We start from the raw sequence: 24,653 nt of genomic DNA, 5'->3' as shown, positions 1-24,653 counted from the left end.
AGGCCCCGCCGATGGTCGAGGTGCGAGGAGCCCTGGCGACGAGCCTCAAGACCGCCGGCCCTCCACGCAAGCGGTGGCGGGCGTCGTCCCCTTCGACAGGCTCAGGGTCCGTGTGGGCGGCTTCGCGTTGACCGTCCGGGGTCTCGACGACGGCCTCGCGCAGACGCTCGGCCTGCTCGACCACCGGTGGACGGCGGACGACGTCCCTTCGACAGGCTCAGGGTCCGTGGAGCCGAGTCGGCGTTGACCTCGCCGGGTCCCGTGGGCGGCCTCGCACCTCGACCATCGTGGGAGTCGGGGCTCAGCCGGCCGGCGTCCAGTGGGGGTCGCGGCCGGCGGCGCCGACGAGGCGGTGGAGCGGGGGTGCGTCGTCCGGGACGGCGACGGGTGGGCCGAAGAGGCCGCCGTCGTCGGCCGCGCCGCCCTCGGGCGGCTCGAAGGAGTCCACGAACCCACGGCACGTCGCGACCGCGGTCGGGTCGGTGGCGTAGGGCTGCCCGGTGGCGACGGCGAGGTCCCACCCGTGGACGACCACCTCGTTGAGCGCGACCTGCGCGGCCACGAACCCCGGCAGCTGCACCGGGCCGGCCTGCGTCATCCCCTCGTAGGCGGCGGGGTCGGTCCAGGCGGCGGCCAGCTCGTCGAGCGCGCCGGCGACGCGGTCGCGGAAGCCGGGCTCGAGGCGGGCGCCGTCACCGCTCGGCGCGCCACCCTCCTCACCGAGGGGCGTCTTACGGGCGGCCGCCGTGAAGGCGACGCACAGCCCGCCGACGTGGTCGACGAGGTCGGCCACGGTGTAGGCCGGGCACGGGGTGGGGCGGGCGAGGTCGTCGTCGGTGAGGCCGCGGACGACGTCCGCGGTCGCGCTCGCGGCCGGAGCCAGGTCGATGGTCTGCATGTGAGGACCGACCCGGCGGCGGCCCCGGACTCATCGGGGGGCGCCGCGCCGTCCGGTGAAGAACGTCTCCAGCAGCGCCGTCGACTCGGCCGCGAGCACGCCCGCCAGCACCTCCGGCCGGTGGTTCAGCCGCCGGTCGCGGACGACGTCCCACAGCGACCCGACGGCCCCCGCCTTGTCGTCGTGGGCACCGAAGACGACGCGGTCGACCCGCGAGAGCACGGCGGCGCCGGCGCACATCGTGCACGGCTCGAGCGTGACCACGAGCGTGCAGCCGTCAAGACGCCACTCCCCCCGCGCGGCCGCGGCCGCCCGCAGCGCCACGACCTCCGCGTGGCCGGTCGGGTCGGCGTCGGCCTCGCGCACGTTGCGCCCGACCCCGATCACCTCGAGCGCCTCGTCGACCACCACGGCTCCGACCGGCACGTCACCGGTGTCGAGCGCCGCCCGCGCCTGCGCCAGGGCCGCCGTCATCGGCGCCCGCCACCGCTCGATCACGCCGAGGTGAGGCCGACGACGTCGTCGAAGAGCTCGCCGAAGCCCACGATCCGCGCGACGTCGGAGAGCAGCTCGTCGGGGTAGAGGTCGGGGTCGTCGAGCATGACGCCGAGCTCGACCTCGCCGAGCCCGAGGTCGCCCAGCAGGTCGAGGTCGCCCGCGGGCACCTGCTCGTCGTCGTCGGACGACGGCAGCCCGAGCGCCTCGAGCGCCGACTGCGCGAGGTCCCACTCCTCGGCGGCGGTGACGTCGGAGAGCAGCAGCCGGGTGCGGCCGGCCACCACGCGCAGGATGAGGAGGAAGTCGTCGTCGATGGCGACCAGCCCGAGCGCCCCGACCGGGCCGTCGTCGGCGAACCGTCCGAGCGCACGGCCCAGCGACTCGACGTCGGCCGGCAGGTCGTGGGACAGCTCGTCGACCACCCAGCGGTCGTCGCGCCGGAAGGCGGCGAGGGCGAAGTCGACCTCACCGAGCTGCTCGACCATGCGTCCAGCGTCCTCGCCGCCCAGGGGCTGGTCAACCCCGTTGCGGCGCGGCGCCCCGCCGCGCCCCGCACTAGGGTTCTGGCCATGCGCACGCACGTCGTCGACCACCCGCTGGTGCACCACAAGCTGACCGTGCTGCGCGACGAACGCACCGACTCCCCCACGTTCCGCAGCCTGGCCGACGAGCTGGTGACGCTGCTCGCCTACGAGGCCACGCGCGACGTGCGCGTCGAGCCGGTGGAGGTCACCACCCCGGTCGCGCCGGTGACCGGCGTCGGCCTGGCCACCCCGAAGCCGCTCGTGGTGCCGATCCTGCGCGCCGGTCTCGGCATGCTCGACGGGATGATGCGGCTGCTGCCCACCGCCGAGGTCGGCTTCCTCGGCATGGTGCGCAACGAGGAGACCCTCGAGGCCTCCACCTACGCCGAGCGGCTGCCCGACGACCTCTCGGGCCGCCAGTGCTACGTGCTCGACCCGATGCTGGCCACCGGCGGCACGCTGGCGGCCGCCATCCGCTTCCTCACCGACCGCGGCGCCGACGACATCACCTGCATCTGCCTGCTGGCCGCGCCGGAGGGCTGCGCCAACCTCGAGGCGGGCGTGGCCGGCCTCGACGTGCCGATCACCGTGGTCACCGCGGCGCTCGACGAGCGGCTCAACGAGAAGGGCTACATCGTGCCCGGCCTCGGCGACGCGGGCGACCGGCTCTACGGCATCGCCGGCTGACCCGGCGGCGGGCCCGGAGCGCCCGGCCCGCCCGGCCCGCCGGGCCCGCCGGAGGCGAGCCGGTAGCGCTCCATCAGCGCGGCCAGCTCGTCGTCCGAGACGCCGAGCCCGCGCACGTTGAGGTTGACCGGGTGGCCGGTCAGCCGCGCGTTGGTCGCGGCCAGCCGGCGTCGTGCGCCCGGCAGCCGCGCGAGCGTCGTGCCGGGCTCGACCAGCGCGACCCCCACGAACGGCTGGCCGCCGAAGCCCGCGGGGCGCACCGAGAGCACCTCCCGCCAGGGCACCGCGCCCGGCGAGCCGAGCGCCGTCCGGTCGACGAAGCCCTCGTGGTCGAGGCGCACGGCCACCGGACGCCGCACCGCCCGCGAGACGGCGAAGACGAGCGCCGCCCCGAAGAACAGCACGCCGAACCCGCCGACGAGCAGCAGCGGCCAGGCCTCGGCGCCGCCGACCATCACCAGCAGCGACCCGAGCACCATCAGCAGCGCGAGCACCGCGATGCCGGTCATGCGCCACGGCGACTGCCGCAGCTCGAGCACCGGCGGCAGCGGCTCGCCCGGGTGCGGCAGCCTCACGCGTCGTCCAGCAGCAGCCCGGCGACCAGGTCGTGCAGGACGTCGTAGCCGCGCTCGGTGAGGATCGACTCGGCGTGGAACTGGATGCCGCGGTAGTGCGGGCCGCGCAGGTGGTGCACGTCGCCGGTCTCGGGGTCGGCGTCGACCGTCACGCCGTCCGGCAGGGCGGTGCCCTCCTCGGCCCGGCCGACGAAGGTGTTGTAGAACCCGACCCGCTCGGGCCGGCCGTCGACGGTGACCGCCGACTGCGTGCCCTGGAAGACGATGTCCTTGTAGGCCAGCGGGACGCCGAGCTCGTGGCACAGCGCCTGGTGGCCCAGGCACACCGCGAGGAACGGCCGCTCCTGCGCGAGCAGGGAGGCGACGGCGTGCCGCAGTGACGCCATCTTCGGGTCGGCGTCGTCGCGCGGGTCGCCCGGCCCGGGGCCGACGACGGCGAGGTCGTAGCCGTCGAGGCAGCCCGGCACGTAGTCGTCGTGACGCACCACGGTGGTGGTGAGGCCGAGGACGCCGAGCACGTGGCGCAGCATGTTGACGAAGTCGTCCTCGCCGTCGAGGACGACGACGCTGCGCCCGGCCAGCCGCGGGTCGGGCGGCGAGCCCTGCTGGTCGCGCAGCCAGAACGAGCTGAGCCGGCGGTTGCGGGCGTCGAGGGTCAGCAGCACGTCCTCGTCGGCGACCAGCTCGGCGAGGTCGACGTCCGGCACCGGCGCCGGCGGCACCAGCCCGAACGCGCTGAGGATGCCGCCCGCCTTGGCGTGGGTCTCGGCGACCTCGTAGTCGGGGTCGGAGTCGCGCACGAGGGTGGCGCCGGCGGTCACGGTGAGCCGGCCGTCGAGGTCGACGTCGGCCGTGCGGATGACGATCGGGCTGTCGACGACGGGCTCGCCGGCCTCGTCGCGGCCGAGGATCGCCAGCGCCGCGCCGTAGTAGCCACGCCCGCCGGTCTCGTAGCGCTTGATCAGACGGCAGGCGTTCTCGACCGGCGAGCCGGTGACCGTGGCGGCGAACATCGTGTCGCGCAGCACCTCGCGCGGGTCGCGGTCGGTGCGACCGGCCAGCAGGTACTCGGTGTGCACCAGCCGGCTCATCGGCTTGAGGAACGGCCCGAGCACCTGCCCGCCCTCCGAGCAGACGTCGCACATCATCTTCAGCTCTTCGTCGACGACCATGAAGAGCTCGTAGATCTCCTTCTCGTCGCGCAGGAAGTCGAGCAGCCGGCCGCGCACCCCGTCGGTGGGGATGCGGAAGGTGCCGCTGATCGGGTTCATGCGCACGTCGCCGCCGTGCACGGTGACGTGCCGCTCGGGGCTCGCGCCGATCAGGTAGCGGTCGCCGGTGAAGAAGACGAAGGTCCAGTAGGCGCCGCGCTCGCGCTCGAGCAGCCGCCGGAAGACCGCGAGCGCCGTGGCGGCGCCCCAGTCGGCGACGGTGGCGCGGTAGTGGCGGCCGACGACGAGGTTGGCGCCCTCGCCCTGCCCGATCTCGTCGTCGATGATCGCGGCGACCAGCCTGGCGTACTCGGCGTCGTCGGTCTCGAAGCCGCCGCGGTCGGCGAAGTCGACCGGCACGTCGTCGATCGCCGCGACCACCTCGGCGACGCTGAACTCCTGCTCGGTCTCGACGTCGACGACCACGAGCGGCGTCCCGTCGTCGTGCGCCTCGAACCCACGCTCGGCCACCTGCCGGAACGGGACGGCGAGCAGCCGATCGGCGATGTGCCCGGGCTCGGGGACGCCGTCCGCCAGCGGGACGTCGAGCAGCGAGGCGACCTCGGAGCGGCGTCCGCCGACGAGGCCGACGGTGTCGCGGTCGCCGGCCCGGGTGGAGCGCCGGATGATCGCCCACGCCTCGTGCTGCTGCAGCGCGGCGATGGCCTCACGGGCGCCCGGTCGGGCCGGCTCGGTCATGGCGGCACTCTAGGTGCGGCCGGACGACGTCCGGCGCGCGCGTCGCACAGACGGACCGGGCCCGCACCTGGAGGGTGGGGGGTCGTCCTCCAGGTGCGGGCGGTCCGGTCGGCCAGCCGCGTCGGGTGTCGGCGGGCTCAGCCGAGGGCGTCGGTGGCGGCCACGACGTCGACGAGGCCGTAGCCCTTGTCGAACGAGGTGGTGCCGAGGTCGCCGGCCTCGTAGGCGGCGCCGTCGGTGTACTTGTAGGCGGTCTGCTTCAGCGCGGCCTCGATCTCGGCCGGGGTGGCGGTGGGGTCGGCCTGGAAGAGCTGGGCGACGATGCCCGCCACGTGCGGCGCGGCCATCGAGGTGCCGCTGATGGTGTTGAAGGTGCCGAGGTCGAGCGGGCCGGGGCCGTTGCGCGGGTCGAGCCCGGTGGCGCAGATCGGCAGGTAGAGACGGCACGACGACGTGATGGCCTCACCCGGCGCCGAGACGTCGGGGTAGGTCTGCTGGGCGCCGTCCTGGCCGCGCGAGGAGAACTCCGAGACCACGCCGTCGCGGGTGCCGGTGTCCTGGTCGAAGTAGGAGGCGACCGAGAGGATGCCGCCGGTGGGGTCCTGGCCCGGCGGGTTGGTGAGCGACGTCGAGCCGTCGCCGCCGTCGTTGCCGGCGGCCCAGACGGTGACCACGCCCTCGTCGACGAGCGCGCGCTGCAGCTTCACGGTGGCCGAGTTCGGGTCGAACTCGCCGCCGCCGGTGGGCCCGTAGGAGTTGTTGGTGACCTTGATGGGCGGGCACTCGGCGACGGGCACGCCCGCGCCGCACGGCGCCTCGTGGTTCTCCAGCACCCAGTTCAGCGCGGCGTCGGCGCCGATGATGACCAGCCCGGCGCCGGTGGACAGCGAGACCAGCTTGGCGCCGGGGGCGGCACCCTGCACCGTCTCGCCGCCGGCCAGCTTCGTGGGCCGGCCGGCCACGATGCCGTTGACGTGGGTGCCGTGGCCGCCGACCGACAGCGTGTCGGTGTCGACGATGTTCGGCACCTCCTGCACGCTGCAGAACGCCTCGAGCGGGTCGCACACGGTCTTGAGGTTGGCCACGACGGCGCTGCCGTCGTCGTCCTGCAGGTAGGGGTGGGTCGGGTCGACACCGGAGTCGATGACGGCGACCGAGACGCCCCGGCCGTCGAGCGGCGAGCCGTCGGCGCCGGTGCGGGTCTCGATGGCCTCGGCACCGCGGGTCGCGACGTTGGAGGTGTCGTCGAGGAACCGGATGGGCTGGTTGCCCTCGACGTAGGTGACGCCGGGCTCGCGGCGCACGCGCTCGACCGCCGCCTCGCTGCCGGTGGCGACGACCACGCCGATCTTGTCGAAGCTGGTGACCTTGGTCAGCCCGGCGGCCGCGACGGCGCGGTTCGCGTCGGCGAGGGTCTCGCCGTGCACCATCACCGGCAGCAGTCCGGACGTCGTGCGGGCGAGCTGTCGGGCCAGGAACGGCGAGACGTCGGCGACGCTCGCTGCCGACGACGCTGCGGCGGGGCTGCTGGCGCTCGCGCCGCCGGGGGCGGCGAGCACGGCGCCGGCGAGCAGCGCGACGGCTCCGGCGGACAGGGCGGTCAGACCGCGGGACGGACGGCGGACACGAGCCATGAGGTTGCTCCTCGTTGGGGGACGACGGCACCGGGGGGGGACGTGGGGGGCAACGAGCCGGCGTCCGCCAGGTCACGCCGGGACCGTGCGCCCCGTCACCTCGTCAGGGCTCGTCGCGCACCGGCGCGGCCCGGCACACGTGCCGCTCGAGGACGGCGGCGCGGGCCGCCGTGGGCGGGCAGAACGGCACGGCGGCGAGCACGGTCGCGCCCGCGAGCGCGAAGACGACGCCGTAGCCGAGCGGGGCGACGACGAGCCCGGCGAGGGTGGGTCCGAGCAGGGTGCCGAGGGTGAGGGCGGTGCTCACGGCCGCGAGCCCGGCGGCGGGGTGCTCGGCGAAGACGCGGGCGCTCCAGACCCCGTGCGCGGCGATGACCGCGGCGTAGGCGGCGGCGAAGCCGACGACCGCGAGCACGGCCGGGACGACGGCGTCCCGGCCCACGGCGAAGCCGCCGAGCGAGGCCGCCAGCAGCAGGCAGGCCGCCAGGTAGCCGCGGCGCAGACCGAGCCGCGCGAACACGACGCCGCTGAACGAGCCCAGCAGCATGGCCGCGCCGCCGACGGCGTACAGGGCGCGGGCCGTGGTGGGGTCGAGACCGGCGCGGCCGAGCGCCTCGACGGAGAACGACCAGAACACCGCGCTGCCGAGACCGACGAGCACCGACGAGACCAGCAGCGGCCCCGAGCGGGGGCACAGGAACCACGACGGGCTCAGCTGCGGGCGCCGCACCGGACCCGACCGGCCCGTGGGCGCCCACCACCAGGCCCACGCGCCGACGGCCACCGCGACCGCCACGAAGACGGCCCACGCGAGGCGCCACTGCTCACCGGCGAGGATGGCGACCGGCCCGGCGAGCGCCACGCCCCAGCCGGTGCCCGAGCTGATGGCCGACCACGCGGCGTCCCGGCGCGGCGCCTCGACCCGGCGGGCCACCACCTCGGCGTACGGCGGGAACGCGAACCCCGACGCCGCCCCGGCGAGGGCGACCCCGAGCGCGAGGACGACGGGTCCGGTCGCCACCGCGACCACCGCCATGCCCGCCGCCGCGCTGGCGGCCGCGGCGAGGACGGCGGCCCGGGCGCCGCGGCGGGTGGTCAGCGGGACGACGCCCAGGTTGGCCGCGAGGTAGGCCGCGTAGCCGCCGGAGGAGATCAGGCCCGCGGCGGACGGCGCCAGCCCGAGGTCGCGCTGCATGTCGGGCAGCAGCAGGCCATAGCCGTAGCGCGCCAGCCCGAAGGTGATCGCGATCATCGCCACGCCGGGCAGCACGGTGCGGTGGGTGGCCTCGACCTCGGCGGGGCCGTCGGTGGTCGTCACGGGATCACGCCGGGCATGCCGGGTCGCGCCGGGTCGCGCCGGGTCACGCCGGGTCACGCCGGGTCACGCCGGGTCACGCCGGGTCACGCCGGGTCACGCCGGCACGGTGTGGGCGAGCGGGCAGCCGTCGGGGGTGGCCGGGACGCCGTGGCAGGCGCGGCGGTCGCACATGCGGCACAGACGCTCGGCGTCCACGCGGTCGTCGGTGAGGCGGGCGACGAGGCCGGCCACGAGCGTCTCGAGGGTGGCGCGCTCGTCGTCCGAGAGGGGGCGCAGCATCGCCTCGGCCGCCTCCTCGCGACGACGGAGGACCTGCCGGGCGCGCGTGCTGCCGCGGCGGGTGACGACGACGGCCTTGGTGCGCGCGTCGGCCCCCGGACGCCGCTCGAGCAGCCCCTCGCGCTCGAGCTCGTCGACCAGCCGGGTCACGCCCGACGTCGTCAGCCCGAGCAGCTCGCGCAGCCACGACACCGGACGGCCGGGGTGGGCGAGCACGCTGACGAGCACGGCCTGCTCGGAGCGGCTCAGCCCCGCCCCCGCGTCGTGGTCGTGCATCGCGTCGGCGACCGCGAGCGACAGGACGCCGAGGAGGTTCTCGAGCCGGGCCATGACGCGACCGTACGACAGATGCCTGAGTCACTCAACTGTCACCTCGATGCGTGTGGACCCCCGAGCGCCCGACGAAACTGCGGGTTGTGCGACGAAGGTTCGTGGCAGAACCCGCAGTTTCACCACTTAAGTGGTGAAACTCCCGCCCGGGAGCCGCCTCAGCCGACGACGGTCAGCAGCTGGGTGGCGCGGGTGAGGACGACGTAGAGGGTGGCGCGGCCGGTGGCGGACTCGTCCTCGATCTCCTGCGGGCGCACGACGACGACGCCGTCGAACTCCAGGCCCTTGGTGTCGAGGCCGGTGAGGACGACGACGCGGGCGTCGTCGGCGGGGCCGGCGGTCGCCTCGGCGTGCTCGGGCCACGACGCCAGCCACGCGCCGACCTCGGCGCGCCGGGCGACGGGGACGACGATGCCCACCGTGCCGGCGACCCGGCCGGCGACGTCGCCGACGGCCTCGCGGACGACGGCCTCGAGGTCGGGGCCGTCGGGGCCGGTCGGGACGGCGACCTCGCGCGGCTCGACGCCGGTGGAGCGGACGGCGGTGGGCAGGTCGGCGTCGAGGCCGACCCGGCGGGCGTAGTCGGCGGCGTAGGCGTAGATCTCGGCCGAGTTGCGGTAGTTGGTCGAGAGGTGGAAGGCGTGCTCGGCCTTGCCGGCCAGCGCCTCGGCCCGCGCCTCGGCGGCCTCGGCGGGCACCGGCCAGACCGACTGCGCCGGGTCGCCGACGATGGTCCACGACGCGGCGCGGCCGCGGCGTCCGACCATGCGCCACTGCATCGGCGAGAGGTCCTGCGCCTCGTCGATGAGCACGTGCGCGAAGCCGTCGTCGTCGATGGAGTAGGTGGGCGGCCGCCAGCCGGTGCCACCGGCGTACTCGCGGTCGGAGGCGGTGAGCAGCTCGCGCATGCGCTCGGAGACCCCCTCCGGCCCGCCGCGCTCCTCGACCTGCGCGGCCGGCGGGTCGCCGAGGGCGTAGCGCAGCTCGTCGACGAGCGGGACGTCGTCGATGGCGAGGTCGGGGCGGTCGGGCCGGGGCCCCGCGGCGTCCCACGACTTCAGCAGCAGCCGCTGCTCCTCCTCGTCGACGAGGCCCTCCCCGACCCGGGCCAGCAGCTCGGGGTCGCGCAGCCAGCCGAGCACCTCGGTGGCGGTGAGCACCGGCCACCAGGCGTCGGCGAACTCGAGGAACTCGTCGGTGCCGCGCAGGTCGTCGTCGAAGGCCACGCGGCCCCGGTCGCGCCCGCGGGGGCTGCGCACCTGGCGCCACATGGCGTCGAGCAGCGCGCCGACCACGCGCGACTGCTGGCGGTTGCGGCGTCCGCCCGACATCAGCTGGCGGCGCACCCGGCCGAGCAGCCCGCGGTCGAGGAGGATCGTGTTGTCGTACCAGAAGATGCGGAACTCGCGGGGGCTGCCGGGCGCCTGCTGCCGCGCGACGCGGCGCATCAGCTCGGTCATGCGCGCCGACCCCTTCACCGCGGCCACGGCCGGCTCGTCGTGCCGCGTGGCACGCAGGCCGTCGACGACCTCGCCGAGCGAGCGCAGCGCGACCGCGGTCTCGCCGAGCGAGGGCAGCACCCGCTCGATGTAGCGCATGAAGACGCCGCTGGGCCCGACGACGAGCACGCCACCGGTCTCGTAGCGGCGCCGGTCGGTGTAGAGCAGGTAGGCGGCGCGGTGCAGCGCGACGACGGTCTTGCCGACGCCGGGGCCGCCGGAGATCGAGGTGACGCCCTTGGACGGCGCCCGGATGGCGCGGTCCTGCTCGGCCTGGATGGTCGCCACGATCGAGTGCATCGTGCGGTCGCGGGCCCGCGAGAGCTGCGCCATGAGCGCGCCCTCGCCGACGATCGGGAGGTCGTCGGCGTTGCCCTCGGCGTCGAGCAGCTCGTCCTCGATGCTGAGCACGCGCGTGCCCTGCGAGCGCAGCACGCGCCGGCGGACGACGTCCCTCGGCTCGGCGGCGGTGGCCTGGTAGAACACTGCGGCCGCGGGAGCCCGCCAGTCGACGAGCAACGAGTCGCGGTTGGCGTCGCGCAGCCCGATGCGGCCGATGTAGCGGGGCTCGCCGTCGACGTCGGGGCGCAGGTCGAGGCGGCCGAAGACCAGGCCCTCGTGGGCGGCGTCCAGCTGCGCGATGCGCTTGGCGGCCTGGAAGACCATCGCGTCGCGCTCGACGAGGCCGCCCTCGTGCCCGAGGCGGCCGCGGTCGTGGCCCTCGCGGGCGAGCTGCTGGGCGGCGCGGCCCGCGTGCTCGAGCTGGCGGTGCACGCGGTCGACGAACGCCTGCTCGGCGGCCAGCTCGCGCTCGGCGGTGTGGTCGGTCACCGGATGTGTCCCCTGGGAGGTGCGGTGGAGCGATGTGCGGTGGAGCGGTGGTGCGCGGCCCGCCGTGCGGGCCAGCTCTCCATCCTAAGGAACGCGGGCCGCCGGAGCCCGATCGTGGCGCGTGCCGGGCACCCGCGGGGCTCAGCCCGCGACGGTGAGGTGGGTCTCGACGCTGCCGAAGAAGCGGGTCAGGTAGCGGCGCGGCACCTTGGCCGAGGCGGTGGTGCCGGGCTCGACGGTGAGCGGGCCCACCAGCAGGCTGGCCCGGGTGAACTGCTCCACGGCCGGGGCCTTGCCCGTCGTCCCCGAGCTGTCGTCGGGGAACTCGAGCCCGACGACGTCGACGGTGATCGGCTGGTCGAAGGGGTTGCGCACGCTCAGCCGGGCGAGCTCGTCGTTCTGGGTGCGCCGTCCGGTGGGGTCGAAGAGCTTGAGGGCGATGTCGTTGGCGGGCGGGACGTCGTCCTCGAGCGTGCCGGGGTCGGTCACCTCGACCCGCACGTCGCTCACCCGGCGCGCGTCCTTGCCGGTGAAGCGCAGCACGTCGTAGACCTGCGTGCTCGCCGGCACCACGAGGCCGCCGCGGTCGCTGCCGAACGCGGTGGCCACCTTCACCCCGGGCAGTTCGCTGCCGTCGTCGGCCAGCGCGGTGTAGGCCAGCACGGTCGCTCCCGCGGCGTCGCCCTCGTTGGTGATGTCGAGGGTCTGGTCGACGAAGCCGTCGCCGCCGTCGGAGGTGAAGGTGAACGACAGCTCGACCTGGGGGTCGGGGGCGGGTGCCTCCTCCGAGCCGCCGCCGCAGCCGGCGGCGAGCAGCCCCACGACGAGGACGCCGGCGAGACCGGTGGAGAGGGCGCGCGGGTCGGGCATGTGCAGCACGGGCAGCATCATCGGGCCTCGCGCGCCCCGGCGCGGCACGAACGCGCCGGTCAGCGGCCCCGGGTGAGGAACGCGGTCATCGCCTCGCGGGCCTCGTCTGAGGCGAACAGCCGCGCCGAGAGCGCCGCCATGTCGTCGGCCCGGGCGTCGATGCGGTCGAGCAGGTCGCGCGCCAGCAGCGCCTTCGTCTCGCGCAGCCCCTGCGGCGCGCCGGTGGCCAGCGAGGCGCACACCTGGCCGACCGCCTCGTCGAGCTCGTCGGGGCTCACCGCGCGCGTCACCAGGCCGGCTGCGACCGCGTCGTCGCCGTTGAAGACCTCGCCGGACAGGAACGTGTAGGCGGCGGCGCGCGAGGTGAGCCGCGGCAGCACCGTGAGCGAGATCACAGCCGGCGCGAGGCCCAGCTTGACCTCGCTGAAGGCGAAGGTGGCGCCCCGCACCGCCACCGCGACGTCGCTGGCGGCGACCAGGCCGATGCCGCCGGCGCGCACCGCCCCCTGCACCCGCGCCACGACCGGCTTCGACATGCCCACCACGAACCGCTGCAGGCCCACGATGGCCTGCACGCCGGCCGACATCCCCTCGGCGGAGGCCTCGGAGAGGTCGGCGCCGGAGCAGAAGACGGTGCCCGTGGCCGCCAGCACCACGACCCGCACGTCGGCGTCGACCTCGGCCCGCTCGAGGCGCTCGGCCAGCTCGGTGACCAGCTGCCGCGAGAGGGCGTTGCGGTTGTGCGGCGAGTCGAGCGTGACCGTGGCCACGGCACCGTCGAGGTCGTAGTGGACGAGCTCGGCGGCGGCGGCGGCGTCGGTCACGCCGTCAATCCTGCCCCACCGGCCGCACCGCTCCCGCGGACCACCCGCCGCACCCATCCGCCGGGCCCCACCGCGACGAACACCCCTCATGCGTTCCCGCCGGCTCTACGCCCTCTTCGGCCTCGTCGCCACCCTGTTCGGCATGGCCGTGGGGCACCTGACGGCCGCCCTGCTCAACCCCGACTCCTCCCCCGTGCTCGCCGTGGGCTCCTCGGTCATCGACCTCACGCCGGTCTCGGTGAAGGAGTGGGCGATCCGCAACTTCGAGTCCGACGGGTTCAGCATCGGCCCGTTCGACTTCGCCGCCCGCAACTACGACAAGGTCGTCCTGGTCGGCTCGGTGCTGGTCGGCGTCCTCGTGCTGGCGGCCATCGCCGGCGTGCTGGCCCGGCGCAGCTTCGCGATCGGCGGTGGCATGCTCGCCGCCCTGGTGCTCGTCGCCGGCGTCGCCGTGCTGACCCGTCCGACCGTCACCGCGCTGGACGTCGTCCCCGTGCTGCTGACGCTCGTGGCCGGTGTGGGCGGCCTCTGGTGGCTGCACTGCAGCGCCCAGGGCCGCTCGCTCGACCCGCGCGCCCGCTCCACCGTCGAGGTCGCCAAGGCCGAGGGCGCAGCCGGGACCACCGGCACCACCGGCACCACCGGCAGCACCGCCGACGACGAGTACGTCATCCAGGGCGAGGGCGCCCGCAGCGCGACCGCGAGCAAGCCGTCGCGCCGCGGCGTCCTGATCGCCACCGGCGTGCTCGCCGGCGCCGCCGCGGTCTTCGGCGGCCTGGGCCGCTTCATCATCGGCAAGCGCGCCGAGCCCGAGGACGTCGCCCTGCCCGACCCCGCCCCCGGCGAGTCGGCGCCGCCGCTGCCGCGCGACCTGAGCAAGACGATCCCGGGCATCACCCCGCTGGTGATCGCGAACTCGGAGTTCTACCGCGTCGACACCCGGCTCGACACGCCCGTGGTGGGCTCGGAGGACTGGACGCTCACCGTCGACGGTGACGTCGAGAACAAGCTCACGATCACCTTCGACGAGCTGCTCGAGATGCCGATGATCGAGCGCGACATCACGCTCACCTGCGTCTCGAACACCGTCGGCGGCAAGTACGTCGGCGGCGCGCGCTGGCTCGGCGTCCCGCTGAAGACGGTGCTCGACATGGCCGGCGTCGGCGGCGGGGCCGACCAGATCCTCTCCACCGACTTCGACGGGATGACGATCAGCACCCCGCTCGACCTCGCCACCGACGGCCGTGACGCGATGATCTGCGTCGGCATGAACGGCGAGCCGCTGCCCCGTGCCCACGGCTTCCCCGTGCGCCTGGTCATCCCCGGCCTCTACGGCTTCATCAGCGCCACCAAGTGGCTGACCAAGCTGACGCTGACCACCTACGCCGAGCAGGAGGCGTACTGGACCGAGCGCAAGTGGGACACCCGCGCCCCGATCAAGCCGTCCGCCCGCATCGACACCCCTCGCGGCTCCGACAAGCTCGACGGCGCCAAGGTCGTCTTCGGCGGCGTCGCGTGGGCCCAGAACGACGACGGCGCCAAGACCGTGCAGGTCAGCATCGACGGCGGGGCCTGGAAGGACGCCAAGCTCGGGCCCGACGTCAACAACGTCTACTGGCGCCAGTGGTACTTCGAGGCCAGCGACCTCGAGTCCGGCCAGCACAACGTCTCGGCGCGCGTGAAGAGCGGCGACGGCAAGACGCAGACCGACGCCATCGCCGCCCCGTTCCCCGGTGGCGCGTCCGGCATCCACTCGCTGCTGTTCAACGTCGCCTGAGCTCTCGGCCAGATCTCTGACCTGAGATTTCTCGCCCGGCGACCCATCTGCACCCCGCCCTCACCCATCCGGGTGCCCAGCGGGTCCGAACAACCGATGAAGTTCCCCAACCCCCGAAAGGGCATCACCATGAAGCTCACCATCGCCCGTCGCGGCACCGCCGCGGCCGCCGTGCTCGCCCTCTCCGTCTCGCTCGCCGCGTGTGGCAGCGAGGACGACAACGGCGACGACACCAACGCCGGCGGGAGCGAGACCTCCTCCGACACCGGTGGCGACATGACCGACACGCCCAGCGAGGACACGGGCGGCATGACCGACACGCCCAGCGAGGACGCCAGCGAGGACATGGGTGGCGACATGACCACCTTCGGCCCCGCCTGCGGTGACCTCCCGGCCGAGGGCGAGCCCGGCTCGCTCTCCGCGATGACCGACCAGCCGGTCGCCACCGCCGCGAGCACCAACCCGCTGCTGAAGACGCTCGTCGCCGCCGTCGGCGCCGTGCCCGGCCTGGCCGGCACCCTCGACGACGAGAGCGCCGAGTACACCGTCTTCGCGCCGGCCGACACCGCGTTCGAGAAGATCCCGCAGAAGGACCTGCAGGGCCTGCTCGACACCGCCGCGGAGCAGGACAGCCCGCTGGCCACCGTGCTGCAGCACCACGTGCTCGGCACCCGCGTCGACGCCGACGCCATCGTGGGCGAGCAGACCCCGCTGGCCGGCGACGCGCTGACCGTCAGCGGCGACCCGATGACCGACCCCGACAACGTGACCGTCTCGGACGGCGTCGCCGAGGCCAAGATCCTCTGCGGCGGCATCCAGACCGGCAACGCCACGGTCTACGTCATCGACACCGTGCTCACCGGCCCGCTGGCCGCGGGCTGATCCAGCCCACGGTCGACGTCCCCACGAGGAACACGCGAGAATCACTCTCGTGAGCACCTTGCCCCCGGAGTCCGCCGGCACCCCACGTGGGGTGCCGGCGGGCCACCGCGGCCCCACGCCGTCCGAGGGCGAGCACCTGGCCGAGCTGCTGCGGCGCTCGGCCCGGGGCGACCAGGCCGCGTTCGCCGAGCTGTACGACGCGACGTCCAAGCGGGTCTTCGGGCTCGCGCTGCGCGTCGTGCGTGACCCGGCCCAGGCCGAGGAGGTGGCCCAGGAGGCCTTCCTCGAGGTCTGGCGCACCTCGGCCCGCTTCGACGGCGATCGCGGCAGCGCCCTGTCGTGGCTGATGACCCTGTGCCACCGCAAGGCGGTCGACCGGGTCCGCTCGGCCGAGGCCAGCACCCGCCGCGACACCAGCTACCACCAGCAGAACCAACCGGTCGACCACGACGTCACCGCCGACGCCGTGCAGGCCTCGCTGGAGGCGCAACGGGTCCGCAAGGCGCTCGACGGCCTCACCGTCGTCCAGCGCGAGGCGATCGAGCTGGCCTACTTCGGCGGCTACACCCACACCGAGGTCGCCAGCATCCTCGACCTTCCGGTCGGCACCGCCAAGACACGAATCAGAGACGGCCTGATCAGGCTGCGAGACAAGATGGGAGTCGCGTCGTGAACGTCGACATCCATGCCCTCTCGGGCGCGTACGCGGTCGACGCGGTCGACGACCTCGAGCGCGCCCGCTTCGAGCGGCACCTGGCCGACTGCGCCGAGTGCCGGGCCGAGGTGACCTCCCTGCGTGCCGCCGCCGGTCTGCTGGCCGAGTCCAGCGCCACCACCCCTCCCGCCTCCCTGCGCGAGGCCGTCCTCGCCGAGGTCGCCACCACCCGTCCGCTGCCCCCGGTCGTCGCGGCCGCCGCCGAGCGGGGTCGGTCGACCCGACGTCGATTTCCGGCTCTGGTCGCAGCGGCTGCTGCGCTGATCGTCGTCGGCGGGGTCGGTGCCACCGTGTGGCACCCCTGGACCGACGACGCCCCCGGCTCCGACCAGGCAACCGAGCAGACCTACACCGCCGACGTCGGCAGCGCCACCGTCACCGTCGTCCGCTCCGGCGACCAGGCCACCGTCTCGACCAAGGGCATGCCGGCCGCGCCCGCCGGCAAGAAGTACGAGCTGTGGCTGGTGCACGACGACCGCTACGTGCACGCCGGCGAGATGACCGGCGACGCCTCCCAGGTGCTCCTCGAGGGCGACGCCGCCACGGCCAACGCCGTCGGCATCACGCTCGAGGACGTCGACGGCCCGCCCGAGCCCGACCTCGACAACGTCATCGGCACCGTCGACCTCGAGCAGGCCTAAATGCCCCCGCGCTCCGTCGCGGTCGTCGGGTCCGGCGTCGCCGGGCTGGTCGCCGCCCACGTGGCCTCGCGCACCGCCCGGGTCACCCTCTACGAGGCCGACGCCCGCCTCGGCGGCCACGCCGACACCCACAACGTCGTCGAGACCGGCCCCGACGGCCGCTCCCGCACGCTGCACATCGACACCGGCTTCATCGTGCACAACCCGCGCACCTACCCGGTGCTGCTGCGGCTGTTCGCCGAGCTGGACGTCGCCACGCAGCCCTCGGAGATGTCGATGTCGATCGTCGACGACGAGACCGGCCTGCAGTGGGCCGGCGCCCGCGGCCGCCACGGGCTGTTCCCGCGGGCCGACAACCTCCGTCGTCCGCGCTACCTGGCGATGCTGGCCGAGATCCCGCGCTTCCACCGCCGCGCCCGGGCCCTGCTCGAGACCGACGGCGACGCCGGCGGCGGCGCCACCCTGCGCGAGTTCCTGGCCGAGGGCCGGTTCTCCGCCTACTTCGTGCGTCACTTCATGGAGCCGCTGGTGGCCTGCGTGTGGTCGTGCGACCCGGCGGTCTCGCTCGACTACCCGGCGCGCTACCTGTTCACGTTCCTGCAGCACCACGGCATGCTCGGCATCTTCGGCTCGCCGCAGTGGCGCACCGTCACCGGCGGCTCGCGCACCTACGTCGACGCCCTCGCCGCCGGCCTCACCGACGTCCGGCTCGAGACCAAGGTGACCTCGGTGCTCGAGACCGCCGACGGTGTCGAGGTCACCGACGGCAGCGGCACCACGACGTCCTTCGACGCCGTCGTCATCGCCACGCACCCCTCGCACGCGCTGTCGATGCTCGCCGAGCCGACGCCGCTGCAGCGCGAGGTGCTCGCCGCCATGCCCTACTCCCCCAACACCGCGCTGCTGCACACCGACGCCTCGCTGCTGCCGTCGGCCGAGGGCGCCCGGGCGTCGTGGAACGCTCGCCGGCTGCCGTCGGGGGGCATGGCCCTCACCTACGACCTCACCCGCCTGCAGCGGCTCGACACCGACGTCCGCTACCTGGTGACCCTGGGCGGCGACGACCTCGTCGACCCCGCCACCGTCATCGACCGCATGGCCTACGAGCACCCGCTCTACAACCCCACCTCGGTCGCGGCGCAGGCCCGACTGCCCGAGATCGACACCGACCGGGTCGTCCTGGCCGGCGCCTACCACGGCTGGGGCTTCCACGAGGACGGCGCGCGCTCCGGCCTCGCGGCGGCCACCCGGCTCGGCCTGCCCTGGCCCGAGACCGCCGCCGTCGTGGCGCCGCCGGTGCGCACCGGGGTCTACGACACGACGATCAACCACACCCGGCGCAGGCCGTGGCGCCGCCGGTTCACGCTGCGCTCGCACCTGTGGGTCGTCGACCTCGACGACCTGCCCGACCACGGCGTGCTCGCCCGCTTCGAGGCGCGCGACCACCTCGGCGACCCCGAGCGCTCGATCCGCGAGAACGTGACGGCGTTCCTGGCCCGGCACGACGTCGAGATCGGCGCCGGCAAGGTGTTCATGGCCGCGCAGGCCCGGGCGCTGGGCTACTGCTTCAACCCCATCAGCGTCTTCTGGTGCTACGACGAGAGCGGTGCTCTCGCGGCCACGGTGGTCGAGGTGCACAACACCTACGGCGACCGCCACGCCTACCTCGTGCACCCCGACGAGCACGGTCGGGCGCAGACCCCGAAGGCGATGTACGTCTCGCCGTTCCACGGCGTCGGCGGTGACTACGACCTCGTCGTGCCGCCCCCCGTCGACGACCGGCTCACCGTGGTCGTCGAGCTGCGCACCGACGACGCCGTCGACGGCCGCGCCCGCTTCAGCGCCTCGCTGACGGGCACCCGCGCGGCCCCGTCGTCCTCGGCCCCGCTGCGGGCCGCCCCTGCCGCCGTCCGCGGCTCCCTGCTCATCCGCGCGCACGGCATCTGGCTGTGGCTGCGCCGACTGCCGGTGCGTCCGCGCCCGGCCCACACACAGGAAGGTGTGCGATGACCCTCACCCCTGCCCGCGACACCCGCTCCCGCTGGCCCGGGCTCGACGTCGTCCCCTCGGGGCCGCGCGCCCGCGTCTCGGCGCGCATCGCCCGCCGGCTCTTCACCGCCGCCGTGAGCCGGCTCGACGTCACGGTCCACCTCGACCACCCGGCGCACGCCGGCGGGCGCGAGACCCTCGGCAAGGGCGGGCCGGTCGCCGTCGTCCACCGCCCCGAGGAGTTCTTCGCCCGCATCGGCCGCCACCAGCTGATCGGTTTCGGCGAGGCCTACCTCACCGGCGCGTGGGACGAGGGCCCGGACGGCGACCTCGGCGCCTTCCTGGGCGTGCTGGCCGCCGAGATGGCCGACCTCGTGCCGCGCAGCCTGCAGCGCTTCCGCACCGTGGTCGCCCAGCGGCCGCCGGGCTGGATGAAGAGCTCGAAGAAGAACTCCAAGAACAACATCTCGCACCACTACGACCTCTCCAACGACCTGTTCGAGCTGTTCCTCGACCCGTCGCTCAGCTACTCGGCCGCCCTGTTCGACGGCGACCCGGCGCTGGCGCGGCCCGAGGACCTCGAGGAGGCGCAGTACCGCAAGATCGACCGGATGCTCGACGAGGCCGGGGTCGGCGAGGGCACCCGGCTGCTCGAGATCGGGTCGGGCTGGGGGGCGCTCGCCATCCGCGCCGCGCGGCGGGGCGCCGTCGTCCGCACCATCACGCTCTCGGAGGAGCAGAAGGCGCTCGCCGACCAGCGCATCGCCGCGGCCGGGCTGTCGGAGTCGATCTCGGTCGAGATCTGCGACTACCGCGACCTCGCGGGCAGCTACGACGCGATCGTGTCGGTGGAGATGATCGAGGCCGTCGGCTGGCAGTACTGGCGCAGCTACTTCGAGACCCTCGACCGCGTGCTCGCCCCCGGCGGGCGGGTGTGCATCCAGGCCATCACGATGCCGCACGACCGGATGCTGGCCACGCGCAACACCTACACGTGGATCCACAAGTACATCTTCCCGGGCGGCATGCTGCCCTCGCTCGAGGCGGTCGACGAGACCACCCGCAGCCACACCCGGCTGCGCATGCACGAGCCGTTCTCGATGGGCCTGCACTACGTGCCGACGCTGCGGTTCTGGGACCGGTCCTTCCTCGACGCCCGCGAGCAGGTGCTCGCGCTCGGCTTCGACGAGACCTTCATGCGGATGTGGCACTTCTACCTGGAGTACTCCCGCGCCGGCTTCGCCTCGGGCTACATCGGCGACCACCAGTTGACCTTCACCCGGGACGACGCATGACCACCACACGCACCGACGCCCCCGCGACAGGCGCCGGCGCCAGCGGCGTCGCCGTCCGGCTGGCCGAGGCCGTCGAGCCGTTCATCGGCGGCGAGCTGCCGGTGCGGCTGCGCGCCTGGGACGGCTCCGAGGCCGGCTCAGTCGACGGGCCGCTGGTCGTCCTGAACAGCCCGGACGCCGTGCGGCGGCTCCTGTGGCACCCGGGCGAGCTCGGTGCCGCGCAGGCCTACGTCACCGGTGAGCTCGACGTGCCCGAGACCGACCGCTGGGACCTCGACACCGCACTCACCTACGCCTTCGCCGTGGCGCGCGAGCGCGGCCTCAGCGGGGCGCGCCCCACGCCGTCCGCCCTGGTGAACGCGGCGAGGACGGCGCGCGAGATCGGCGTGCTCGGCCGCCCGCCGGCCGCCCCGCGCTCGCAGGCGCGCATCCGCGGGCGGCTGCACAGCGCGCTGCGCGACCGCCGCGCGATCAGCCACCACTACGACCTCTCCAACGAGTTCTACTCGCTGATCCTCGAGCCGAACATGGCCTACTCCTCGGGCTACCACTCCTCGCCGGAGCAGCCGTTGCAGGAGGCCCAGGAGGCCAAGCTCGACCTGGTCGCCACCAAGCTCGGGCTCACCGGGGGCTCGACGCTGCTCGACGTCGGCTGCGGCTGGGGCTCGATGTCGCTGCGCGCCGCCGAGAAGTGGGGCGCCCGCGTGGTCGGCGTGACGATCGCGGCGGAGCAGAAGCGCTTCATCGACGCGCGCATCGCCGAGCGCGGCCTGCAGGACCGGGTCGAGATCCGGCTGCAGGACTACCGCGAGGTGCCCGAGCGCGACCACTTCGACGCCGTGTCGTCGATCGAGATGGGCGAGCACGTCGGCCAGCGCAACTACCCGACCTACGCCGAGGCGCTGCGCCGCGCGGTCAAGCCCGGCGGCCGCGTGCTGGTGCAGCAGATGTCGCGCACCGGCAAGTGGCCCGGCGGCGGGCCGTTCATCGAGTCGTTCATCGCCCCCGACATGTACATGCGCCCGGTCGGCGAGACCGTCGCCATGCTCGAGGAGTCCGGGCTCGAGGTCCGCGACGTCCACGCCCTGCGCGAGCACTACGTGCTCACCGTCGCCGGCTGGCTGCAGCGCTTCGAGCTGAACCTCGACCGCCTCACCGAGCTGGTCGGCGAGGAGGTCGTGCGGGTCTGGCGGCTCTACCTCGTCGGCGGCTCCATGGCCTTCCGCGACGGCCGCATGGGCGTCGACCAGATCCTCATGGTCCGCCCCGGCGGCCCGCACTCGCTGCCGCTCGTGCGGTCGTGGTGACCGGCGGCAGTTTCACCACTTAAGTGGTGAAACTGCGGGTTCTGCGACGAAGGTTCGTCGCAGGACCCGCAGTTTCATCGCGCCGACCGGCGGGCGGTGGGGCGGTGCTCGGTCGGCTGGCGGGTCGTGTGCCTGCGGCCGGTCCCCGCGTCGTCGAGGGCCACACGACCCCGGCGCCTGGCGCCCGACGACCTCGGCCGTCCCGACTGTCGTGGCCCGTCCAGACCCCGCGTCGACCGGAGACCTCGCCCCTGACCGCAGGGGGTGTGCTGCCGCGGACGCGGGCCCCGAGATACTTCAGCACGTGAACGATCCGTTCGTCGTCTGCCTGGTCGCCGCGGGTGTCGCGCTGCTGACCGTCGTCGTCTCGATGGGTGCCGCTGCCGTGCGCGCCAAGCAGCTCGACAAGGTCGCCGTCGTCGACGTCGCCTGGGGCGCGGGCTTCGTGCTCGTCGCGGTGGTCGGCGCCGTCGTCGGCACGATCGTCGACGAGGGCGAGGTGTGGCGGCGCTGGCTGCTGGTCGTCCTGGTGGCGCTGTGGGGCGGCCGGCTGTTCTGGCACGTGCGCTCGCGCGCGATCGGCGAGCACGGCGGCAAGGAGGACCCGCGCTACGCCGAGATGCTGGGTGGGGCGCCGTCCGAGGTCGGCATGGGCACCGCGGTCAAGCGGGTCTTCCTGGTGCAGGGGTTCGCCCAGTGGTTCGTGGCGCTGCCGGTGACCGCGGGCGTCGTGCTCGACGCGCCGTGGTGGCCGGCGGTCGTCGTCGGCGTCGTGGTGTGGGCGGTCGGCATGTTCTTCGAGACCGTCGGCGACCGCCAGCTCGCCGCCTACAAGGCGCAGCCGCGCGAGAGCCGCCCGAAGGTGATGGACCAGGGCCTGTGGGCCTGGACCCGCCACCCCAACTACTTCGGCGACGCCGCGGTCTGGTGGGGGCTGTGGCTGGTCGGCGGTCTCGCGTCGGGCTGGGTCGCCGGGCTCGCCACGGTGCTGTGCCCGATCGCGATGACGCTGTTCCTGCGCAACGTCACCGGCGCCAAGCTGCTCGAGAAGACGATGATGAAGCGCGAGGGCTTCCCCGAGTACGCCGAGCGGGTGCCGATGTTCTTCCCGCGGCCCCCGCGTCGTGCCTGACGCTCCCCCCGCCACGGCGCCGGGCTGGTCGGCGCACGTCGTCGACGTCGGCACCGGCGAGGTGCTGCTGAGCGAGGACGCCGACGCGGTGCGCCGCACGGCCAGCGTCGCGAAGGTGCTGCTGCTGACCGCGCTCGCCGAGGCGGTCGAGGCCGGCGACGTCGAGCCCGACGAGCCGCTCGACCGCTCGGTCACGCCGCGCGTCGCCGACTCGGGGCTGTGGCACCGGATGACGACCACGACGCTGCCGGTCGACGACGTCGCGCTGCTCGTCGGCACGGTCAGCGACAACTGGGCCACCAACGTGCTCGTCGCGCGGCTCGGCCTGGCGCGGGTGCAGGCCGTCGCCACGTCGTCCGGCCTCGACGACACCCAGCTCTGGGACCTCGTGCGCGACGCGCGCGGCCCCGGCGACGTCGCCACCCTCAGCACCGGGACGGCGCGCGCCTGGGCCGGCGTGATGGCGCGGCTGCACGCCGGCACCTGGTCGGGCGCGGCCGTCTCGGCGCGGGTGCTCGGGTGGCTGGCGGGCGGCGTCGACCACTCGATGGTGGCCGGAGGCCTGGCCCGCGACCCGCTGGTCGCCGACGCGCGGCTGGTGAGCAAGACCGGCACGGACGACGGCGTGCGCGCCGACGTCGGGCTGGTGCGCGGGACGCAGCGGAACCTCGCCTACGCCGTGCTGTGGAACGGCCCGGAGGCGGAGGCGCCCGACGTCCTGGACCGGATGCGGGCGCTGGGCGCACGACTGCGCGCCGTCGTCGAGGACGCCGGCACAGAGGGCGCAGGAGGAGGGACCCCGGCCCGAGCCGGCGTCACCCCCCAGGACCCGGATGCGCCTCGCGGGCCTGGGACATCGAAGTCCGCGTGAGCGGAACTCCTCCCTGGTTGGCGACTCTCCCCAGTGCCGCCGGCACAAGCGTGTCAGGTGCTCCGAGCCCGCGGTATGGCCCGGTCGGGCCGGTCCGAAGTGACTAGACCGGGCTAGTCATCTCGGGTGGCACGACTCTGACCGGTCAGTGGGGCGCGCGGTCGTCGGGGCGCACCGCGAACGGCGCGGTCGGCGGCGGCGGCGGGGGCGGGGGGTCGAAGGCCCGCGGCGCGGTGGGGCGGACGTCGTCCCGGGGCCGGTCGGCCGGGTCGGGGACGGCGACCGACGCCCCCTGCAGCGTCGGCTCGCGGGCGCCGGGGTCGAGCACGATCTCGTGCGTGCCGCCGTCGCGGCCGTCGAAGCGCACCGTGACGGTCTCGAAGCCCTTGTGCCGCTGCATCTGGGCGTACATCGCGTAGGCACGGCGGTCGGCCTCGGTGAGGTCGACGGAGTCGGTGAACGGCGTGAGCAGTGCTCTCGGCCAGAGCCGGCGGGTGCGGACGACGTTGACCTCGACGCCGAGCACCGCCATGACCGCGGCGATGTAGATGATGCCGATGAGCCCGAGGACGAAGCCGAACGTCTGGTTGAGCGAGGTCGGACCGGTGAGCACGTTGGTGGCGTAGTAGGTGCCGAGCCACTGCAGGCCCTGCCACAGCACGGCCACGGTGAACCCGCCGGGGAGGGCCTGGCGGTAGCGCAGGCGTCCGGCTGCGGCGAAGCGCATCAGGAAGGTCAGCACGAGCCCGACGACCACGACGGTGCCCGCCCAGATGGCCAGCTTGATGGTGGTGTTGATGCCGGCCCCGAAGACCTCGGTGTTGCTGCCGAGCGCCGAGAACACCGAGACGCCGATGACGGCGAGACCGGCGAAGAACAGCAGCAGCAGGCTCTTGAGCCGCAGCAGGAACGGGTTGGGCCGGCTGTTGCGCGGGATGGCCCAGGCGGTGGCCATGAGGTTCTGGATGGCCTGGCCGAGCCCGAGCGCGCCGTACAGCGCAGCCGTCGCCCCGAGCACGACGGCACCGGTGGAGCCCTGCAGCCCCTTGGGCCGGCCGAGCTGCTCGCCGACGATCGGGAACTGCCTCAGCGCAGAGTTGAGCACCTGGTCCTGCAGCTCGGGGTTGCCCTGCAGGATGAAGCCGAAGATGGACGACGCCAGCAGCAGCAGCGGGAAGATCGCGATGAAGGCGTAATAGCTGATCGCGGCCGCGAGGTAGTTGCCCTGGTCGTCGAAGAACTTGTAGATCACGGCGAGCGGGAAGCCGAAGACCGAGAAGCGTCGCTGGGTGCGGTCGACCCCGCTCACGACCCCCATGCGGCACCCATGGGGAAAATGTTATCCGTGTGGCGCGCCGGCGGGGGTT

22 protein-coding genes are annotated in these 24,653 nt (G+C 74.3%); 10 read left to right on the top strand and 12 right to left on the bottom strand.

What is annotated here, in order from left to right; all coding sequences use genetic code 11:
• Positions 1 to 301 precede the first annotated feature (301 nt).
• The 3 genes from ABEA04_RS02850 to ABEA04_RS02840 are packed head-to-tail and all read right to left on the bottom strand — an operon-like array spanning position 302 to position 1,881.
• Positions 302 to 898 (bottom strand): TIGR03086 family metal-binding protein, encoded by a 597-nt coding sequence (locus ABEA04_RS02850; RefSeq protein WP_345454325.1) that lies wholly within the window; start codon positions 896 to 898, stop codon positions 302 to 304.
• Between the two features lie 30 nt (positions 899 to 928).
• Entirely contained in the window at positions 929 to 1,372 is a 444-nt protein-coding gene (gene tadA / locus ABEA04_RS02845) for a tRNA adenosine(34) deaminase TadA (protein ID WP_345454323.1), read from the bottom strand.
• A gap of 20 nt (positions 1,373 to 1,392) precedes the next feature.
• A complete protein-coding gene (locus tag ABEA04_RS02840) occupies positions 1,393 to 1,881 on the bottom strand; it encodes a tRNA adenosine deaminase-associated protein (RefSeq protein WP_345454321.1) in 489 nt (162 codons plus the stop codon).
• A gap of 84 nt (positions 1,882 to 1,965) precedes the next feature.
• Here ABEA04_RS02840 and upp point away from each other — a divergent pair, with 84 nt between their 5' ends.
• On the top strand, positions 1,966 to 2,607 hold the full coding sequence (upp, locus tag ABEA04_RS02835; RefSeq protein WP_345454319.1) for a uracil phosphoribosyltransferase: 642 nt from the start codon (positions 1,966 to 1,968) through the stop codon (positions 2,605 to 2,607).
• On the opposite strand, the gene ABEA04_RS02830 is transcribed toward upp, so the two are convergent.
• From ABEA04_RS02830 to ABEA04_RS02795, 8 genes are all read right to left on the bottom strand, one after another.
• Entirely contained in the window at positions 2,589 to 3,182 is a 594-nt protein-coding gene (locus tag ABEA04_RS02830; protein ID WP_345454317.1) for an STM3941 family protein, read from the bottom strand. The genes upp and ABEA04_RS02830 overlap by 19 nt on opposite strands.
• Positions 3,179 to 5,092, bottom strand: coding sequence for an anthranilate synthase family protein (locus ABEA04_RS02825; RefSeq protein ID WP_345454316.1), 1,914 nt, complete (start codon positions 5,090 to 5,092; stop codon positions 3,179 to 3,181). Before ABEA04_RS02825 ends, ABEA04_RS02830 begins: the two co-directional genes overlap by 4 nt.
• A gap of 137 nt (positions 5,093 to 5,229) precedes the next feature.
• The gene (locus tag ABEA04_RS02820; protein ID WP_345454314.1) at positions 5,230 to 6,726 is read right to left on the bottom strand and encodes a S8 family serine peptidase; all 1,497 of its coding nucleotides are present in this window, start codon (positions 6,724 to 6,726) and stop codon (positions 5,230 to 5,232) included.
• A 103-nt stretch (positions 6,727 to 6,829) separates the two neighbouring features.
• Positions 6,830 to 8,044, bottom strand: a complete 1,215-nt coding sequence (locus ABEA04_RS02815; RefSeq protein ID WP_345454312.1) for an MFS transporter — start codon at positions 8,042 to 8,044, stop codon at positions 6,830 to 6,832.
• A gap of 93 nt (positions 8,045 to 8,137) precedes the next feature.
• Complete coding sequence (locus ABEA04_RS02810) at positions 8,138 to 8,653, bottom strand: MarR family winged helix-turn-helix transcriptional regulator (RefSeq protein ID WP_345454310.1); 516 nt, start codon at positions 8,651 to 8,653, stop codon at positions 8,138 to 8,140.
• A gap of 158 nt (positions 8,654 to 8,811) precedes the next feature.
• Positions 8,812 to 10,983 carry a HelD family protein gene (locus ABEA04_RS02805; protein ID WP_345454309.1) on the bottom strand — a complete coding sequence of 724 codons (2,172 nt, stop codon included), beginning with the start codon at positions 10,981 to 10,983 and terminating at the stop codon, positions 8,812 to 8,814.
• A 141-nt stretch (positions 10,984 to 11,124) separates the two neighbouring features.
• Positions 11,125 to 11,862 carry a hypothetical protein gene (locus tag ABEA04_RS02800; protein WP_345454307.1) on the bottom strand — a complete coding sequence of 246 codons (738 nt, stop codon included), beginning with the start codon at positions 11,860 to 11,862 and terminating at the stop codon, positions 11,125 to 11,127.
• A gap of 50 nt (positions 11,863 to 11,912) precedes the next feature.
• Positions 11,913 to 12,677 (bottom strand): enoyl-CoA hydratase family protein, encoded by a 765-nt coding sequence (locus tag ABEA04_RS02795; RefSeq protein WP_345454305.1) that lies wholly within the window; start codon positions 12,675 to 12,677, stop codon positions 11,913 to 11,915.
• Between the two features lie 88 nt (positions 12,678 to 12,765).
• On the opposite strand from ABEA04_RS02795, the gene ABEA04_RS02790 reads away from it, so the two are divergent.
• From ABEA04_RS02790 to ABEA04_RS02750, 9 genes are all read left to right on the top strand, one after another.
• Positions 12,766 to 14,454, top strand: coding sequence for a molybdopterin-dependent oxidoreductase (locus ABEA04_RS02790; RefSeq protein ID WP_345454303.1), 1,689 nt, complete (start codon positions 12,766 to 12,768; stop codon positions 14,452 to 14,454).
• A 129-nt stretch (positions 14,455 to 14,583) separates the two neighbouring features.
• On the top strand, positions 14,584 to 15,336 hold the full coding sequence (locus ABEA04_RS02785) for a fasciclin domain-containing protein (protein ID WP_345454301.1): 753 nt from the start codon (positions 14,584 to 14,586) through the stop codon (positions 15,334 to 15,336).
• Between the two features lie 49 nt (positions 15,337 to 15,385).
• Positions 15,386 to 16,009, top strand: a complete 624-nt coding sequence (locus ABEA04_RS02780; RefSeq protein ID WP_345454299.1) for a sigma-70 family RNA polymerase sigma factor — start codon at positions 15,386 to 15,388, stop codon at positions 16,007 to 16,009.
• On the top strand, positions 16,006 to 16,692 hold the full coding sequence (locus ABEA04_RS02775) for an anti-sigma factor (RefSeq protein ID WP_345454297.1): 687 nt from the start codon (positions 16,006 to 16,008) through the stop codon (positions 16,690 to 16,692). The genes ABEA04_RS02780 and ABEA04_RS02775 overlap by 4 nt, the downstream gene beginning before the upstream one ends.
• Positions 16,693 to 18,702 (top strand): FAD-dependent oxidoreductase, encoded by a 2,010-nt coding sequence (locus ABEA04_RS02770; RefSeq protein WP_345454295.1) that lies wholly within the window; start codon positions 16,693 to 16,695, stop codon positions 18,700 to 18,702. It begins immediately after the preceding gene.
• A complete protein-coding gene (locus ABEA04_RS02765; protein ID WP_345454293.1) occupies positions 18,699 to 19,976 on the top strand; it encodes a class I SAM-dependent methyltransferase in 1,278 nt (425 codons plus the stop codon). The genes ABEA04_RS02770 and ABEA04_RS02765 overlap by 4 nt, the downstream gene beginning before the upstream one ends.
• Positions 19,973 to 21,283, top strand: a complete 1,311-nt coding sequence (locus ABEA04_RS02760; RefSeq protein ID WP_345454291.1) for a class I SAM-dependent methyltransferase — start codon at positions 19,973 to 19,975, stop codon at positions 21,281 to 21,283. Before ABEA04_RS02765 ends, ABEA04_RS02760 begins: the two co-directional genes overlap by 4 nt.
• A gap of 304 nt (positions 21,284 to 21,587) precedes the next feature.
• The gene (locus ABEA04_RS02755) at positions 21,588 to 22,415 is read left to right on the top strand and encodes a DUF1295 domain-containing protein (protein ID WP_345454289.1); all 828 of its coding nucleotides are present in this window, start codon (positions 21,588 to 21,590) and stop codon (positions 22,413 to 22,415) included.
• Positions 22,408 to 23,286 (top strand): serine hydrolase, encoded by an 879-nt coding sequence (locus tag ABEA04_RS02750; protein ID WP_345454287.1) that lies wholly within the window; start codon positions 22,408 to 22,410, stop codon positions 23,284 to 23,286. The genes ABEA04_RS02755 and ABEA04_RS02750 overlap by 8 nt, the downstream gene beginning before the upstream one ends.
• A 145-nt stretch (positions 23,287 to 23,431) precedes the next feature.
• Here ABEA04_RS02750 and ABEA04_RS02745 read toward each other — a convergent pair whose 3' ends face one another.
• Positions 23,432 to 24,604, bottom strand: coding sequence for a YihY/virulence factor BrkB family protein (locus tag ABEA04_RS02745; RefSeq protein ID WP_345454285.1), 1,173 nt, complete (start codon positions 24,602 to 24,604; stop codon positions 23,432 to 23,434).
• Between the last annotated feature and the right edge of the window lie 49 nt (positions 24,605 to 24,653).

The organism is Nocardioides marinquilinus, from assembly GCF_039543705.1.
GTDB classification, from domain to species: domain Bacteria; phylum Actinomycetota; class Actinomycetes; order Propionibacteriales; family Nocardioidaceae; genus Nocardioides; species Nocardioides marinquilinus.
The sequence above is the reverse complement of the archived record's forward strand: the minus strand, read 5'-3'. Positions and strand labels throughout refer to the sequence as shown.

Coding starts and splice junctions, on each gene's coding strand:
- ABEA04_RS02760 (WP_345454291.1), top strand. CDS start 19,973: ATGACCACCACACGCACCGACGCCCCCGCGACAGGCGCCGGCGCCAGC.
- ABEA04_RS02825 (WP_345454316.1), bottom strand. CDS start 5,092: ATGACCGAGCCGGCCCGACCGGGCGCCCGTGAGGCCATCGCCGCGCTG.
- ABEA04_RS02840 (WP_345454321.1), bottom strand. CDS start 1,881: ATGGTCGAGCAGCTCGGTGAGGTCGACTTCGCCCTCGCCGCCTTCCGG.
- ABEA04_RS02770 (WP_345454295.1), top strand. CDS start 16,693: ATGCCCCCGCGCTCCGTCGCGGTCGTCGGGTCCGGCGTCGCCGGGCTG.
- ABEA04_RS02810 (WP_345454310.1), bottom strand. CDS start 8,653: ATGGCCCGGCTCGAGAACCTCCTCGGCGTCCTGTCGCTCGCGGTCGCC.
- ABEA04_RS02820 (WP_345454314.1), bottom strand. CDS start 6,726: ATGGCTCGTGTCCGCCGTCCGTCCCGCGGTCTGACCGCCCTGTCCGCC.
- ABEA04_RS02785 (WP_345454301.1), top strand. CDS start 14,584: ATGAAGCTCACCATCGCCCGTCGCGGCACCGCCGCGGCCGCCGTGCTC.
- upp (WP_345454319.1), top strand. CDS start 1,966: ATGCGCACGCACGTCGTCGACCACCCGCTGGTGCACCACAAGCTGACC.
- ABEA04_RS02850 (WP_345454325.1), bottom strand. CDS start 898: ATGCAGACCATCGACCTGGCTCCGGCCGCGAGCGCGACCGCGGACGTC.
- ABEA04_RS02790 (WP_345454303.1), top strand. CDS start 12,766: ATGCGTTCCCGCCGGCTCTACGCCCTCTTCGGCCTCGTCGCCACCCTG.
- tadA (WP_345454323.1), bottom strand. CDS start 1,372: ATGACGGCGGCCCTGGCGCAGGCGCGGGCGGCGCTCGACACCGGTGAC.
- ABEA04_RS02745 (WP_345454285.1), bottom strand. CDS start 24,604: ATGGGGGTCGTGAGCGGGGTCGACCGCACCCAGCGACGCTTCTCGGTC.
- ABEA04_RS02765 (WP_345454293.1), top strand. CDS start 18,699: ATGACCCTCACCCCTGCCCGCGACACCCGCTCCCGCTGGCCCGGGCTC.